Origin of the sequence: Pedobacter polaris (assembly GCF_005116505.1) — a bacterium.
GTDB lineage: Bacteria > Bacteroidota > Bacteroidia > Sphingobacteriales > Sphingobacteriaceae > Pedobacter > Pedobacter polaris.
On the sequence record NZ_SWBR01000001.1, the window covers coordinates 172,679 to 189,652 of the forward strand.

Annotated in this window: 16 protein-coding genes; 4 read left to right on the forward strand and 12 right to left on the reverse strand. The window is 33.9% G+C overall.

From position 1 onward, the window contains the following. Positions 1-15 precede the first annotated feature (15 nt). A complete protein-coding gene (gene ruvC / locus FA048_RS00815) occupies positions 16-579 on the forward strand; it encodes a crossover junction endodeoxyribonuclease RuvC (protein WP_136838105.1) in 564 nt (187 codons plus the stop codon). Between the two features lie 164 nt (positions 580-743). Here ruvC and FA048_RS00820 read toward each other — a convergent pair whose 3' ends face one another. The 11 genes from FA048_RS00820 to FA048_RS00870 form a co-directional block, all read right to left on the reverse strand. Further along, positions 744-1,592 (reverse strand): DUF4349 domain-containing protein, encoded by an 849-nt coding sequence (locus FA048_RS00820; protein ID WP_136838106.1) that lies wholly within the window; start codon positions 1,590-1,592, stop codon positions 744-746. A gap of 233 nt (positions 1,593-1,825) precedes the next feature. Beyond that, positions 1,826-2,041: a hypothetical protein gene (locus FA048_RS00825; protein ID WP_136838107.1), complete on the reverse strand. Its 216-nt coding sequence runs from the start codon at positions 2,039-2,041 to the stop codon at positions 1,826-1,828. 63 nt (positions 2,042-2,104) lie between these two features. Continuing rightward, positions 2,105-2,875, reverse strand: coding sequence for a 5'-nucleotidase, lipoprotein e(P4) family (locus FA048_RS00830; RefSeq protein WP_136838108.1), 771 nt, complete (start codon positions 2,873-2,875; stop codon positions 2,105-2,107). A 112-nt stretch (positions 2,876-2,987) separates the two neighbouring features. Beyond that, positions 2,988-3,872 (reverse strand): ATP synthase F1 subunit gamma, encoded by an 885-nt coding sequence (atpG, locus tag FA048_RS00835; RefSeq protein ID WP_136838109.1) that lies wholly within the window; start codon positions 3,870-3,872, stop codon positions 2,988-2,990. Positions 3,873-3,959: 87 nt separating this feature from the next. Continuing rightward, on the reverse strand, positions 3,960-5,531 hold the full coding sequence (atpA, locus tag FA048_RS00840) for a F0F1 ATP synthase subunit alpha (protein WP_136838110.1): 1,572 nt from the start codon (positions 5,529-5,531) through the stop codon (positions 3,960-3,962). A 163-nt stretch (positions 5,532-5,694) separates the two neighbouring features. After that, positions 5,695-6,240 (reverse strand): ATP synthase F1 subunit delta, encoded by a 546-nt coding sequence (gene atpH / locus FA048_RS00845; protein WP_136838111.1) that lies wholly within the window; start codon positions 6,238-6,240, stop codon positions 5,695-5,697. A gap of 90 nt (positions 6,241-6,330) precedes the next feature. Beyond that, positions 6,331-6,825: a F0F1 ATP synthase subunit B gene (locus FA048_RS00850; RefSeq protein WP_136838112.1), complete on the reverse strand. Its 495-nt coding sequence runs from the start codon at positions 6,823-6,825 to the stop codon at positions 6,331-6,333. Positions 6,826-6,895: 70 nt separating this feature from the next. After that, complete coding sequence (gene atpE, locus FA048_RS00855) at positions 6,896-7,105, reverse strand: ATP synthase F0 subunit C (protein ID WP_062551197.1); 210 nt, start codon at positions 7,103-7,105, stop codon at positions 6,896-6,898. Between the two features lie 41 nt (positions 7,106-7,146). Further along, positions 7,147-8,277, reverse strand: coding sequence for a F0F1 ATP synthase subunit A (atpB, locus tag FA048_RS00860; protein WP_136838113.1), 1,131 nt, complete (start codon positions 8,275-8,277; stop codon positions 7,147-7,149). Positions 8,278-8,294: 17 nt separating this feature from the next. Next, positions 8,295-8,723 carry a hypothetical protein gene (locus tag FA048_RS00865; RefSeq protein ID WP_225872442.1) on the reverse strand — a complete coding sequence of 143 codons (429 nt, stop codon included), beginning with the start codon at positions 8,721-8,723 and terminating at the stop codon, positions 8,295-8,297. An 80-nt stretch (positions 8,724-8,803) separates the two neighbouring features. Continuing rightward, positions 8,804-9,031 carry an AtpZ/AtpI family protein gene (locus FA048_RS00870; protein WP_136838114.1) on the reverse strand — a complete coding sequence of 76 codons (228 nt, stop codon included), beginning with the start codon at positions 9,029-9,031 and terminating at the stop codon, positions 8,804-8,806. Positions 9,032-9,140: 109 nt separating this feature from the next. On the opposite strand from FA048_RS00870, the gene porW reads away from it, so the two are divergent. Genes porW through uvrC form a run of 3 tightly spaced genes read left to right on the forward strand, consistent with a single transcriptional unit; the run spans position 9,141 to position 15,983 of the window. Continuing rightward, a complete protein-coding gene (gene porW, locus FA048_RS00875) occupies positions 9,141-11,924 on the forward strand; it encodes a type IX secretion system periplasmic lipoprotein PorW/SprE (RefSeq protein WP_136838115.1) in 2,784 nt (927 codons plus the stop codon). A 5-nt stretch (positions 11,925-11,929) separates the two neighbouring features. Beyond that, positions 11,930-14,158, forward strand: coding sequence for a transglycosylase domain-containing protein (locus tag FA048_RS00880; RefSeq protein ID WP_136838116.1), 2,229 nt, complete (start codon positions 11,930-11,932; stop codon positions 14,156-14,158). Between the two features lie 25 nt (positions 14,159-14,183). After that, positions 14,184-15,983, forward strand: coding sequence for an excinuclease ABC subunit UvrC (gene uvrC, locus FA048_RS00885; RefSeq protein ID WP_136838117.1), 1,800 nt, complete (start codon positions 14,184-14,186; stop codon positions 15,981-15,983). 66 nt (positions 15,984-16,049) lie between these two features. Here uvrC and porN read toward each other — a convergent pair whose 3' ends face one another. Next, a complete protein-coding gene (gene porN, locus FA048_RS00890) occupies positions 16,050-16,973 on the reverse strand; it encodes a type IX secretion system ring subunit PorN/GldN (protein ID WP_136838118.1) in 924 nt (307 codons plus the stop codon). Between the last annotated feature and the right edge of the window lies 1 nt (position 16,974).

Here is a 16,974-nt window from a genome sequence, read left to right on the forward strand (position 1 = left end):
CTTAATATTGTTGTAATGTTGATTGAAAAAAAGGAACGTGTGATAATGGGTATAGACCCAGGTACAGCAATAATGGGCTATGGCATTGTATTAGAGAAAGGTAGCAAAATTGAGTTGGTTAGCATGGGCATTGTTAGAATGGATCATTTAGACGATCATTTCTTAAAACTACAACGCATTTTCGAAAAAACCATTGGCCTGATAGATGAATATAAACCAGATGTTTTAGCCATTGAGGCTCCATTCTATGGAAAGAATATTCAGGTGATGCTAAAACTGGGCAGGGCACAAGGAATAGCAATGGCTGCTGCATTATCAAGGAATATTTCGGTAACAGAATATGCACCACGAAAAATCAAACAATCCATAACAGGAAAAGGAACTGCAAGTAAGGAACAAGTTGCTGCAATGTTGCAAAGGTTATTAAATTTTAAAGAAACTCCAGAGTTTCTAGATGCAACTGATGGCTTAGCAGTCGCTGTTTGCCATTCGTTTCAAAGAATTAGCACAAGTAATACTGGCAAATCTTATTCAGGTTGGGATGCTTTTGCAAAGGATAATAAAAAGCGGATTAAGTAAATCTTTAACCGTCATTTCGAGCGAGTGCAACGACAAGAACCACGAAGTGCTCAGCAAAGCTAAATCTATTTTTATAAGCACTATAAAACTTTTTGTTATAGTTATTGAAAGATTTCTCCGCGTGAAAAACTCATTCGAAATGACGGGTATCTATTTAGATTGTTTTAAACTTTTTTACTTCTCAAGTAATACCTAATTCCAAAAAATACTGCCAATCCTAATACAATAAACATCCACAAAGTAGAAAGAGCAAGAATGATCTCTTTAAAGAATTTCCATCCCTCGAGCATATTTAGTCCTAAACGTTTAAAAAATCCTGGCTTGTAATCAGAAAGATTATCATTGCCAACGATTAAAGTTTTTACTGTATTATCTTGATAAAAGTTTAAAGTAATTGTGCTGAACTTTACCCGATCATCAATATCCATGTTTTCTATCTTTTTATCTACATAATCGTCTTTGATATACAATGATGTTTCTACATTATTACCCTTTCTCTTTGCTGTCTGATTAATTGTATTTAAAGCTTCAGCTCTATTTTGGGCTTTTAGTTTATTAGCCAAATAAGCAATACTTTGGTCATCCATTTTCATTGCCTGATTATCTACAAAAACTGCCATTCTAGCAATAGTATTGATGAAATCATCAAGTTTTTCTGAAGGGATTTTCGCAATCACTAATCCTTCTTTTCTGTAAGAGGTAATTTCCTTTAACGAATCAGTAGAGTATTTTACTTTATCGCTTTCTTGAATTGAGCTATTAATTGAAAACTCAGCAACAGTTCCACCTTGGGCTTTAATAGTTGAGCTTAATTTTTCTTTAGTGTCTTGCACATCCTTAACGCGAAAGCGCATGTCTGCAGTTTTGATAATTTTAGGAGCTGCAGAGGTGTCGGCAGCATCGGCAATTACTACTTCTTTACTAACTGATTCATCAGCTGCATAATCTTTTTTATCTGAGTTACAGCCAAAAATCAAACTGAAAATGGCGATACAAAATAAATACTTTTTCATAATCTATAGTTTTTGGTTATGAAATTACTGTATGCAACTATGCAAAAGACATAGCATACCCATAGTAGTTTCAGGAATAAATTTGATATTGTTATTTGTACCGGCCGGTATTGCTTAATGCCAACATGATGCAGAAGTAACCTTAAATCTTCTATTGTAACAGAAATACTACAAAACAAAAAATCCTCTTTAGCCAAAACTAAAGAGGATTTATAAGTATAAAATGGTATGTTTTACTTTGCGTTCAGAATTTTAAAAACAGCCTTGCAGCATATTACAGTGCCAATTAATAAGATAGCCCATGACACAATTGAAAGGATAGTAGAATCAAAAGCGAAACGTAAATAAACTCCAAGTATGCTTACTAAAACTCCAACTAAAATTAATTTATAAATAGAAGTTTCATTAGCAGTTTTCATGCTTTGTTCTCTTTCTTCTGATTGATTCATCTTATTGTTTTTTAAAATTGTATGCTACAAAAATAATATTAATTAGCTAAATAAAGCAACAAATTAGTAACTTTTAAGTTTATCTAATCTTTGTTTTCCTTTATCAGTTTCATTAAGCTTATCTCCTTTATAAAGAAGCTTCTCCCAATCGCCATACATTGGATTTGGCAATACGATAAAACGAGTACCAAATTGGTTTTGCATTAGATTAACTTGTTCTTTTGTATCCTTTCCTTCACGATAAAAAACATTAGAGAAATCACTCAAATTATCTCCACATAGCAGCAATACATTATACTTTTCTAGTATTTTTTGACGGCGAGGTTCTTTATCTGAAGTTGTAGTTTTTAATAATAAGTGTGCTTCATCCGCATTGGGGAAACCAAATTTCTGTAGATTTTTTAAAGTTCCATCATGATCTGCAACTTCCCTATTGGTTACATAAAATACTTCTACATTTTTAGCAGTTGCAAACTTTAAAAATGATAGGGCTCCAGGTACAGTATCGGCTTGAGCTAAAGCCGTCCATTCTGTCCAATCTTTTTGTACATAACTAACTCCTTTTTTAATCTCATGACCCTGAAAAGCTGAGTTATCTAAAATAGTTTCATCAGCATCTACAATTACACAGTTAGTTTTGCCATTGGCCTGTGCCCACAAAGCTTCTTTTAAAGATAAACGAGCAAAGTTATAGGCCTGAAAAGAAAGTGCTCTATATTCTCCACTATGTTGTTGCCATAGGACTGCATTTGTATAATCTCTTTCTGGATTTTTTTGCGCAATAGCAAAAATTGGCAAGATGCCCAGCATCCATAATATGATATATTTTTTCATCAAGATATATTTTAATCAAAGATAAAGTTTAAAATGTTTTAGAAACAAAAAACCCTTACCAATTAAGGTAAGGGTTTTAATATTTTAAGTCCCCATAAGGGGATTTAGGGGTTTATCCATTAAGTGCAGCAGCACCACTTACAATTTCCGTTAACTCTGTAGTAATTGCAGCCTGACGAGCTTGGTTATAAGCTAATTTTAATGCTTTAATTAAGTCTCCAGCATTTTCTGTTGCTTTATCCATAGATGTCATACGAGCCCCATGTTCTGAAGCATGAGAATCTAAAACTGCTTTGTACAACTGGGTTTTAATCGACTTAGGAATCAATTGTGTTACAATTTCTTCTTGATTCGGTTCTAAAATATAGTCAACATTTGTTGTTGTTTTAGTCTCTGTTGTAGTTTCTGCTTTAGGTAAAGGCAGTAATTGCTCAGAAGTTAAAATTTGTACAGCAGCGTTTTTAAAACGGTTGTAAACCAACTCCACTTTATCAAATTCGCCTTTAGCAAACCCTTCCATGATAGCATCAGTAATTTTACTTACGTTATCAAAATTTAAAGCCGTATAAACTTCGTTATTGTTTCCAATAACATTATAATTACGCTTCTCATAAAAATCTTGAGCCTTTTTACCAACAGCAACGATACTTACATTACCATTTTTAAGCTGCTCACTATATTTCTCGGCAATTAAATTATTCGCAGTTTTAATTACGTTCATGTTAAAAGCACCTGCCAAACCACGGTTTGACGATACAATAACAACTAATACTTTGTTAGGCTCACGTTCCTGAATATATGGAGAAGATGATCCTTCTAAACTTGCAGAAAGATTTCCTAAAATCTCTTTCAATTTAGTAGCATACGGACGTAACTGAACAATAGCATTGGTAGCACGCTTTAACTTCGCAGCCGAAACCATTTTCATAGCTTTGGTTATCTGCTGGGTAGATTGTACCGATGATATACGAATTCTTACTTCTTTTAAATTAGCCATTTTCTAAGTATCGAGTATTAAGTATCGAGTATCAAGATTGGATTTGTACCCATTTCTTGATACTTGATACTCGCTACTTGTATCTAATTAATATTTACTTGAAATCTCTTTTGCTACTCTTTCTAACACTTCAACTGCATCATCTAACTTACCTGCTTTTAAAGAAGCTAAAGTTTCTGGATGACGCAATTCTAATGCTTGTAAAAACTCAGCTTCAAATTCTTTTACTTTGTTTACAGGAACAGAACGCATTAGGTTCTTAGTACCTAAGTAAACGATCGCAACTTGTTTCTCAACTGTAAATGGAGAGAACTGAGCTTGTTTTAACATCTCTACGTTACGAGCACCTTTATCTAAAACAGATTTTGTAGCAGCATCTAAATCAGACCCGAATTTAGAGAAAGCCTCTAACTCACGATATTGAGCCTGATCTAATTTTAAAGTACCAGCTACTTTTTTCATTGATTTAATTTGAGCATTACCACCCACACGTGATACCGAAATACCTACGTTAATAGCCGGACGAATACCTGAGTTAAACAAGTTTGACTCTAAGAAAATCTGACCATCAGTAATCGAAATTACGTTAGTTGGAATATATGCAGAAACGTCACCAGCTTGAGTTTCGATAATTGGCAATGCAGTTAATGAACCACCACCTTTAACGATACCTTTTAATGATTCTGGTAAATCGTTCATCGCTTGTGCGATATCATCATTTGAGTTGATTTTCGCAGCACGCTCTAATAAACGACTGTGAAGATAGAATACATCACCTGGATAAGCTTCACGACCTGGAGGACGACGTAGTAACAATGACACCTCACGGTAAGCCACAGCTTGCTTAGACAAATCATCATAAACAATTAAAGCTGGGCGACCAGTATCACGGAAAAACTCACCAATTGCAGCACCAGCAAATGGAGCGTAAAACTGCAATGGAGCAGGTTCAGCAGCAGATGCAGCAACAACAACTGTATAAGCCATTGCGCCGTTTTCTTCTAAAGTACGAACAACGTTTGCAACTGTACTTGCTTTTTGACCACAAGCTACGTATATACAGAACACAGGATTACCTGCTTCGTAAAATTCTTTTTGATTGATAATAGTATCGATACAAACAGCAGTTTTACCAATCTGACGGTCACCGATAACCAACTCACGTTGACCACGACCAATTGGAATCATTGCATCAATTGCTTTAATACCAGTTTGTAAAGGCTCAGTAACTGGCTGACGATAAATTACACCTGGTGCTTTACGCTCCAAAGGCATTTCGTAAGTCTGTCCTAAGATTGGTCCTTTACCGTCGATAGGCTCGCCAAGTGTGTTTACAACACGACCCAACATACCTTCACCAACTTTAATAGAGGCAATTTTTTTAGTACGTTTAATAGTATCACCTTCTTTGATTTCGTCAGATGGGCCTAACAAAACCACACCCACGTTATCTTCTTCAAGGTTCAATACAATACCTTGCAACCCGTTAGCAAACTCAACTAACTCGCCACTTTGAACTTTAGTTAAGCCGTAAACACGAGCAATACCATCACCCACTTGTAATACGGTACCAACTTCTTCAAGTTCAGCTTCTGATTTAAAGCCTGACAATTGTTGTCTGATAATTGCCGAAACTTCGTCTGGTCTTACCTCTACCATAATTTTTATTTTGATTTCTTTTTGAAAATGTAAATCTTGTACCCTTTTGTTATTTCAGTCCCGCTTTCTGCTTTAGTCTTTTCGCTTTCAGCTCAAGAGCTATCGCTATCAATCGGGTTTATATTTTTACGTTCAGTGATTCTTAGCTTGCTTTTAATAGCAACTAGAAAATACCTTGTGCAAATTCTTTTTTCAATTTATTTAAGCCGCTAGAAATACTAGCATCAAATTGTTTATCGCCAACTTTTAAAATAAAGCCACCAATTAGTTTTTCGTCAACTTTTTCTTTAACAATAACTTCATTAGCACCCATTTCTTTTTTAACCAAGGCAACAATCTCAGTTTTAGTAGCATCATTTAGTGCAATAGCCGATGTTACTTCTGCAGTTACAATACCTTTAATAAAATTGTATTGACTAATGAACTGTTTAGAAGTTTCAAATAAAATGCCTGCTCTTCCTTTATTCACTACTAGTTTCAAAAAGCTTTGAGTTATTTTATGGACTTTGGCGCCAAAAACATCATTTAAAATACCTGCTTTTTTATCTAAAGGCACAATAGGGTTTTTTAAAATCGCTTCTAGTTCGCTGTTGTGATCTACAACTTGCTCAAATAACACCATATCATTCATCATATCCTGCAAAGCATTTTGCTCTGTAGAAAGGTCGATTAATGATTTTGCGTATCTGCTTGCTGCTTTACTTGACATATATTTTAGTTGTAAGTTGTAAGTTGTAAGTTGTAAGTTACTGTTAAGTACAGAACTAAAACTTAAAACTTAAAACGTAATACTTATAACTTAGTTTAATTCCACATCTTTTAACAGGTTGTTAACCAAATCCTGTTGTTTTGCTTTATCATCTAATTGGCTACGTAAAACACGTTCTGCAATATCTAATGACAAAGTAGAAACTTGTCCTTTTAATTCAGCCAATGCTGCTTTCTTTTGATTTTCAATCTCAATACGAGCTTTTTCAATCAATTTAGCACCTTCAGTTTGAGCCGAAGTTTTAGCTTCATTAACAATGCTATCCTTAAGAATTTTAGCTTCTTTTAAAATCTCATCACGATCTGCACGAGCCTGTTTCATTAACTCTTCGTTTTGAGAAGTTAAACGAGCCATTTCTTGTTTAGCTAATTCAGCTTTGTTTAACGCATCATCAATAGATTGCTCACGTTCTTTAATAGCTGCCAATACTGGTTTCCAAGCGAACTTGGCCAATAAAAACATTAGCAATAAAAACGCTATGGTTTGAAGGATAACTAAGCCAAATTCTGGTACTAATAATTCCATCTAATTATATATTAATCTGTTTTTCTTTTAACAAAAAGTATTGGGCTCTTAGGCCCAATACAATTTAATACTATCCGTTACCCATTAAGGCAACTACTACCGCGAATAATGCAACAGCTTCAACGAAAGCTGCAGCGATTAACATCGCAGTTTGAATTTTTGAGGCAGCTTCTGGCTGACGAGCAATACCGTCCATCGCAGAACCACCAATACGTCCGATACCTAGACCAGCGCCAATCGCAGCTAATCCTGCACCAATTGCAGCAATACTTCCTGTAATCATGATTTTATATATTAATTGTTGTTAAAAAAATATTCTTATTAATGGTGTTCTTCTACAGCCATACCAATAAACAAAGCTGATAAAATGGTAAAAATGAATGCTTGAATAAACGCTACAAGCAACTCAATTGCTCCAATAAATACTGCAAATGCAATAGAAACTGGCGCGATATATAAACTGTTAAATACAAATACTAAACAGATTAATGACAATACTAAGATGTGACCTGCGGTAATGTTTGCGAACAAACGTATCATCAATGCAATTGGCTTAGTAAAGATACCAAAAAGCTCAACCGGCACCATTACGATATACATCCACCAAGGCACATCAGGCATGAAAATATGTTTCCAATAGTATTTATTCCCATTAAATACTGTAATAAAGAATGTGGCAAGCGCCAATACCATAGTTACAGCAATATTACCTGTTAAGTTAGCACCACCCGGTAAGAAAGGAACTAATCCTAACATATTGTTAAACCAAATGAAAAAGAAAACAGTTAATAGATATGGCATGAAACGCTCATATTTATGCCCTAAATTTGGCTTAGCAATATCATCACGAACAAAAAGAATAATTGGTTCCATCCATGATTGTAAACCTTTAGGAGATTTACCTTTATTTTTACGATAACCTTTAGCCACATTTAAAAACACTGCCAATAAAACAATTACCGATAATAATAAGGTGCAAGCGTTTTTAGTTAATGACAAATCTAATGGGCGAGCATTTTTAGCATGATGCTTTTCATCTAGCTCTACATATTGACCATGCTCGTTTGCAGAAGCTGATGCTAAATAGATTTTCTCATGCATTTTAACAAAACGTTGACCGTTTTTTTCAACTACAACTTTTGCATCATCATCATGATTGAAATCTGCACTATTAAATGTTACCAATTTGCCATTGGCATATAACATTACTGGCAAACCGATATAGGTGTCACCAATTACATGCCAACTATGAGAATCCGAAATATGATGTAAAGCAAATTTACCAATATCAAACTTCTTCTCTTTTGCTGTTTCTTCATGCGTATTTTCTGCATGATGTGCGGTATCCACTTGTGCATTTGCACCCAGAGAAACCAACAAAAACGCCGAAAAAAGCGTAAAAACAACAATTAACCTCTTAAACTTAAACTCAAAAACGTGGCTACAATCCATTTACTCGCAGATTTTTACTATTTATTTTGGTGGCGCAAGTTACGTAACAAACCGTATATTTCAAAGCCAGTAAACAATAAATATAAAGAAAAAAAATTGAAGACGAATATTAGGTCTTTCCCTTTGTTATTTATGCTGTAAATCAGCACAAAAGCCATAGAAAAAAGCATTTTCAATGCAATTGACCCCATTATTGCCATTATTCCAGTTTCTGGATTGCGTTTAATACCAATAAAAGCCAAAATATAAGCGATAAAGGTCAGCACACCCAAAAACCCAAAAACCAACCAAAATTTATTTGCTAAAAGTTTTACATCAGGAAAAATATACGGAAGTGAAATCGCTATACTTGCTAAAAAAACAGTATATATGACATAATATAAAATGAAACGTTGTATACCCAAAACCTTTACTAATTTATTTGCAAAGGTAAATAAAGCTAGCAAACAAATTCATTTTTTAATTAGGTTCAGTACTACGGGAATACTGTAGCATAATTTTCGCAAATTGTCCAATTTCTAGGGCCTTATTTATTTTTGTTTAAAGATCTTACAACCTGTACCAAAGAAATAATGACGCCTAATAAACCTAAAATAGCTGTAAATATAGGTTTAGCACTTTTTTGGTGTTCATCAATTTTATATCCAATAAACACTAGCAAACCTATAGTAGCTAACATCTGAAATGCTATTCCTGTATATTTTGCAAAATTGGTTGCCTGCTTTTTAGGCTGGTTGTCATCAGAATTTGTCATAAAAAAATATTCAATTAAAAATATACCTTTAAATATTGAGAATTTATGGGCGAATAAAATATTTTTGCATACATTTTGTTATATTGTAGCAATACACAACCATAAATTCTTGAACAACTACACAAAACTCAGCATAAAGATTCTAATATCTTGCTTAAGCATAGCCATCTTTTCTGGTTGTTCTACGCAAAAGAACAACGCCAAGAACAGGGGTTTACAAAATCTTTCTGCTCGTTATAACTACATTTATAACTCAAATGTTTTATTAAATACCTATCAGGAAAATCTTTCTCAGACGCACAAAGACAACTATGACAACTTTTTAGCTGTTTATATAGCTCCTGAGCAAATTGATTATTCAAGTACAGCACCACCCCAAAATAGCGATAAAGCTTTAGATGAAATTACCCAAAAAGCACAAACTATTGTTGCCGAGAAAGCACTTAGTAATTATATAGATGAGGCTTATATCCTTTTAGGTAAAACCAATTTTTATAAAGGAAACTACTTTACAGCTACAGAATATTTTGACTATACAGCAAGAACCTATAAAAATAACAATAAGGTCTATTTAAATGCATTGACATGGAAGGCCCGTAGTTTAATGCGGTTAAATAATTATGATTTAGCTATTAAAGTACTAGATACAGTTTACACCACATTAGACTCTGTAAAAAGTGAAAAAGCAGAGCCTCTGGCCACTTTGGCTCAAATGAGCATTGATCAACTAGATTATAAAAAAGCCATTACTTACCTAGAAGCTGCAATAAAAGAAAGCAATCAAATACAAAGTAGAACAAGGTGGCCTTATATATTAGCCCAGCTTTATGAACATGAAAAGGAATATGATGCTAGCTTAAAAAGCTACACTAAAGTAGAAAATAGCAATGCCCCCTTCGAAATGTATTTTAACGCAAAGCTTAGTAAAATTAGAATTAACGATTTGTTAAATGATCAATCTTCTAATCGTAAACAGGCATTATTAAAACTTTTAAAAGATGATAAGAATTTTGATTATACAGATCAAATTTATTATGAAGTAGCTGAAGATTATTACGGAGATGCCGATTATGCAAAGGCAGAAGAATATTACAAGCTTTCTACTAGCAAAAGTACCATTAATCAATATCAAAAAGGCCTCACTTACTTAAAACTTGCGGATCTAAATTTCAAAAACCTAGGCAATTATGTAAACGCTAAGCTATATTATGATAGTGCAGCAAATACTTTACCTAAAACCTACCTAGGTTATGATGCAATTCTCAAAAAGAGTCAAAACCTAGAATATTTAACTCAGCGTTATCAAACTATCGCAAAACAAGACTCCCTTCAAATGATTGCCAAATTACCAGAACAGGCAAGAGAGAAGATGCTGGATGAAATATTTGAACCTAAAAAAAATTCAATAACAAATGTAAAAACCGTAGGAAATGAAAAGTCTAGTAAAATTAATGACCCTTTTAAATCAAGAAACAACGGAGCTTTTTATTTCAGCAATACATCAGCAATTAGCACAGGTTTTACAGATTTCAAAAAGAAATGGGGAAATAGACCTTTAGAAGATAATTGGCGGCAAAGTTTAAAATCTTCTGCTCAAGTTAACCAGCAAAATCAAGCATCGGTAATTGGAACAGAATCATCAAACGACATAAAAAGCACGACTGTTCTTGATAAAACTGAGAAAATTAAAGCCTATAGTTTGCTCCTACCTTTAACAGCAGAGCAAAGGAGCAAATCTGATCAACAGATCATTGAGGCTTATTTTGAAATTGCAAGTTTCTATCAGCAAGTATTAGAAGATCAGGAAGAAGCAACTAAAGTTTATGAAATCTTATTAGCTCGTTATCCTCAAAACAATCATTTAGATGCTATCTATTATAGTTTATATTTAGGTAATACAAAAAGAGATTTATCTAAATCAGAAAGTTATAAAAATATGGTATTGGCGAAATTTCCAAATTCTGTTTATGCCAAAACTATTTTAGATCCGAATTTTTCAGCTAAGCAAAATGCATTAGATGTAGAAGTTAATAATGCTTACAATGCTGTTTTTGATAAATATGAGAAAAAAGACTTTTCATCGGTTATTATTGGAGCAAATGAAATTAATCAGCGTTTTCCTGGAAACAGCCTACAAGCGCAATATGATTATTTAAAAGCCATTGCCATTGGTAGAACTCAAAATGTAGACAGCCTACTTACTGTCTTTAACAAAATAATTACACAACACCCTAATGATCAATTAATTAATCCATTAGTAAAAGATCACTTGGCTTACATAAATGCAAATTTAGCAAGTTTTAAAGCCAGAAAGATTGCGCTAATAGATTTTGATGCTACAGAGCCTCGTTTTATAGCACAACAAGAAAACTCAATAACCGTTATTAAACAAGAACCATTAAAAATTATTGACCCTGTAATCCCTGGGCCTAAAAAAGTTATTCCTGATGCGAACGTTCCTATTGTTAACCCACCAACACCTACTCAAATTACGGCACCAAATCAGCCCATAGTTAGTCCGGCTGTAGAAATTTTATTTAGCAAAGCTGAATCTAATACTTACTATTATGTAATTGCAGTTGGAGACGTAACAGTAAGTGTAAGTTCTTCACGTTTTGGTGTAGGGCAGTTTAATAGGGGCAATTTTCCAGGAACTGGATTAAAACATCAACTTGAAGAATTAGACGATGACCAATTAATTTATGTAGGTAATTTTGAGAATTTAACTGATGTTAGAAACTACTTTGAAGGTATTACTCCACAATTACCTAGAATTATGAAAGTACCTGCAACAAAATACACTGGTTTTTTCATCACAAAAGATAACTTTGCTAAAATAAAAAATAGAGAAACATTAAATAGATATATTGAGTTTTTCAAAAGCAATTATTAATAGAAATGAATAAATCTACAGGCATAACACAAGAAGATATCAAAAAATACAACCGCAGGCTTTGGAAATTGCTTATTGGTGGAATGGTATTTTTTGCAATTTTTATCGTTTTGATTGGTTTTGGTGTATTTGGTGATATTCCTTCATTTAGAGCCATTGAGCATCCGAAAAGCAATGAGGCCACAGAAGTTATTTCAGAAGATGGAAAAGTACTAGGAACTTATTTTGTGAAAAATCGTTCCAATGTAAATTACAGTCAAATTTCTCCAAACGTAATCAATGCATTAATTGCAACCGAAGATGTAAGGTATCGTTCTCACTCTGGTATAGATTTTAAAAGAACATTTACCATTTTTGCCTATGCATTAATGGGAAAAAAACAAGGTGGAAGTACAATTACACAGCAGCTAGCACTTAATTTATTCTCTGAAGAAGGTCGCCAGAAGAACTACCTTAAAAGAATCATCCAAAAATTTCAAGAATGGGTAATTGCAGTAAAGCTGGAGCGTAACTACACCAAAGAAGAAATTATCACTATGTATTTAAACACGGTTGATTTCGGAAACCAAGCTTACGGAATCAAGTCTGCAGCAAGGGTTTATTACAATACCACGCCAGACAAACTAACAGTACCACAAGCGGCAGTTTTGGTAGGTATTCAGAGAGGTATAACCAGATATTCGCCAACTAGAAATCCAGAAAGAGCATTAACCAGACGTAATACAGTGATGGCTTTAATGGTAAAAGCTGATTTATTGACCGCTCAAGAATTTGAAGCGGTAAAAGATAAACCGCTAGATTTACACTTTAACGCAGCTACAACAAATGATGGTATAGCACCTTATTTTAGATCTGTACTAAAATCAGAGGTAAAGAAAATTTTAGAAGAACGTTCTATTACAAAAAATGGGGTTCCATACGATTTAGATAGAGATGGCTTAAAAATTACCACGACTATTAATTATGACATGCAGGTTTATGCAGAAGAAGCTCAAAAAGAATACATGAAAATTCTTCAAAAGCAATTTACCAATAGTTGGAAGGGACGCAATCCTTTTAAAGGAATGGAATTGCAAATTGAACAAGGCGTTAAACGTTCTGATAGATATAAATCTTTAAAGCTGGAAGGAAAATCTGACGAAGAGATTAAACAAGATTTTAATACGCCAAGTAGGCTTACCATTTTCACTTGGAAAGGAAATATTGACACTTTAATGAAACCCATTGACTCTGTTAAATATTATAAATTGCTATTACGCAATGCTATGATGGCAATGGATCCTAAAACAGGTTATATTAAAGCATGGGTTGGCGGAATAAATTTTGAGCATTTCAAATATGATCAAGTGAAGATGGGTACCCGTCAAGTGGGTTCTACAGCTAAACCATTTACCTATACTGTAGCAATAGAAAATGGAATGTCTCCTTGTTTAACAGTACCAAATGTTCCTGTAACTATATCAAATCCAGGCAGCCCAGATTGGACGCCACGCTCATCCGGAACCTTACCTGGCTCAATAACCTTACAAAAAGCTTTAGCATACTCACAAAATTACATTGCAGCTTATTTGATGCAGCAAGTTGGACCAACAGCTGTAGCTAATGAGATCAAAAAAATGGGCATTACCTCTGATGTACCAATTGTCCCCTCTATTTCTTTAGGTTCTTTTGATGCATCTATTTATGATATGGTTGGTGCTTATGGTGTATTTGCAAATAAAGGAGCCTGGACACAACCAACATATATTCTTAAAATAGAAGACAAAAATGGTGTTATTTTATATGACAGCAAACCGGTTATTAAAGTAATACTTAATGAAGAAGTGGCTTACGTTATGACAAGAATGCTTCGTGGAGTAATTACTGGTGGCACTGGATACAGATTGATTGGGAAATATGGCATAAATGCTCCAACTGGTGGTAAAACAGGAACAACACAAAACAATTCTGATGGATGGTTTATGTCTATAACACCAGATTTAGTTGCAGGGGTTTGGACAGGGTGTGAAGATAGGGCTTTCCACTTTACAAGCACTAGAGATGGAGAAGGTGCTAATTCGGCGCTACCAATTTATGCAGGTTTTATGAAACGGGTGTATGCAAATCCTAGTCTCAAGATAAGTAAAGCAGATTTTGAGGCTCCTAAAAGTGGTGTATCAATTGTTTATGATTGCAATCAATATTTGCCGCCAGAACAAACTACTCCAGAGCTCGATAAGAAATTAGGTTTCTAGTTTTTAATAATCATCCCAAAAATTAATGAGTGCTTTCGATTATAAAAAGGCATTGGCCGATATTCCACATAAGCCTGGCGTTTACCAGTATTTTGATGTGGATGATACGCTTATTTATATTGGAAAGGCTAAGGATCTACGTAATCGAGTAGGTTCTTATTTCAATCAAGAGAATAATCAATTTAATGGCAAAACCAGGGTTTTAGTTTCTAAAATAAGAAGAATTAGTTTTACTATAGTTGATACCGAAATTGATGCTTGGCTATTAGAAAATAGCTTGATTAAAAAGCATCAGCCTCGCTATAACATTATGTTAAAAGATGATAAAACCTATCCATGGATTATCATCAAAAAAGAACAATTTCCGCGAATTTATTGGACAAGAAAGTATGTTAAAGATGGCTCTACTTACTTTGGCCCATACGCTTCTGTAGGGATGATGCACACCATTTTAGATTTAATTAAAGAAACCTATACCTTAAGAACGTGCAATCTGCCACTAACGCCTCAAAACATTGATGCTGGGAAGTTTAAAGTTTGTTTAGAATATCAAATTGGCAATTGTAAGGGGCCTTGTCAGAATTACCAAAGTAAAGCAGATTACGACCAGAATATTGAAGAGATTAAAGATATTTTGAATGGTAAAATTGGCAATGTAATCAGAAATGTAAAACAAGTAGTTAAAACTGCTTCTGAAGACCTGAATTTTGAACTTGCACACTCCTATCAAAAAAAGTTAGTCGTTTTAGAAAAATACCAAAGTAAATCTACTGTGGTTAATAGCGCCATTACAAACATTGACGTGGTTAGCATTGCTTCTGATGAACGTTATGCTTTTGTAAATTATTTAAAGGTAATGAATGGAAGCATTATTCAAACTCAAACAATAGAGATTAAAAAGCGGTTGGATGAAAGTGATGAAGAACTATTAACTATAGCTATTACCGAGTTTAGAACAAAATTCAAAAGCACTTCAAAAGAAATAGTGGTTCCGTTTCCTGTGTCATTAGTTGATGAAAATTTAAAGCTAATTGTACCAAAGCTTGGAGAAAAGAAGAATTTACTAGAGCTTTCTCAAAAAAATGTATTGTTCTTTAAGCGTGAAAAGCTAAATCAATATGAGAAATTAAATCCAGATTTGAGAACTGATCGGATCTTAACTCAAATGCAAAAGGATTTAAGACTCACTCAATTACCTCAACATATTGAATGTTTTGACAATTCTAACTTTCAGGGGAAGTACCCAGTTTCTGCTATTGTGGTTTTTAAAGATGCCAAACCAAGTAAAAAAGATTACCGTCATTTTAATGTGAAAACTGTAGAAGGACCTAATGACTTTGCGACGATGGAAGAGGCTGTTTACAGGCGATATAAGCGCATGCTAGATGAAGAAGGGACATTGCCGCAGCTAATTATAATTGATGGCGGTAAAGGTCAATTATCATCTGCAGTAGCTAGTTTAAAAAAATTGGGTATTGATAAAAAAGTAACCGTTATTGGCATTGCAAAACGCTTGGAAGAATTGTATTATCCTGGAGATAGTTTTCCTTTGTATTTAGACAAGAAATCCGAAACATTAAAAATAATTCAGCAGTTGCGTGATGAGGCACACCGTTTCGGTATTACTTTCCACCGCAAGAAAAGAGATCAAGGTACTTTAAAAACAGAGTTAGAATTAATTCCAGGAATTGGCAAGTCTACCGCAGACAAGCTACTAGTAAAATTTAAATCTGTAAAAAGGATAAAGGAAGCAAAAGAGGAAGAACTAACTCAGTTATTAAATAAGAAACAAATGATCGCACTTAACAACTATTTTAGTGCATAAAAAAAAGCTCCGATTTACTCGAAGCTTTTAAGTTATTTATTGAATTTGCTAATTAAGGATTAGGCGTTAATATTCCCAAAGTCCCTGCTCAAAATCAGCCATTGCTCTTTTAATTCTTTCAGATTCTAATAACCTATCTTTCGGATTAAATAAAATATCTTCTATTCTATTATCAGCAGCGTTTGAAGATTTTGTAATGTTGCTAAAGAATAATCTTCTTACAAATACATCATCAAAAGTAATCCCTGAGTTGTCATTCTGATCATTAGCAATTTTATGCTTCACTAAAATTTCTCTTAAATCGTCAAAATATAACCAGCCTGCTACGGTTTTTAAAGTATCTGCTCTTGGTTTGCCTGTTGTTGGATCAGCAACTGGATTTCCGTTATTGTCAACCTGAGTTTTAACATCAATTCTAACCGGAGCAATACCTATTATTCTTGGTTCAAAAATACCTCGTCTAATATCTAATATCCAATCTTCCTTAATTCTTAATGTGGTAAAACTAGCTGCAAAAAATTCATTATTTGCTCTGTTAACTTCATTCGTACCAGGATTTACCCCTAAGAAAGCGGTATCCGCGGCAGAACTATTGGTAACCTTTGGATCATTGCCTTTTTTCTGTCCTATTGGCTCGCCTTTAAAATCCTCATCTTCACTAGAATAAAGATCTAGCTCCCCATTGCTAACGGCATCATAAATGACACTTAATAAATTAACTTTTGGTGAGGCAAGTATTTGATTACCACGGTCTCTTAAATCAATTTCACGCCAAATTCTTTTCGTATAGGCAACATCTTCCTTTCTAACTTCAGAATAAGGGATAACAGTGTCAGCTTCACTTACTTCTTTATAAATAAACCCATCTTGTTTTGGACCCTTCTTCTTTACTTTGGTTTTTTTGTCTTGTGCAGGAGGTGTTACTTGATTTTGTGCAAAAGCAAAAACCGTTGTCAAAAGAAATATGGACAGAAAAAATACTTTTTTCATA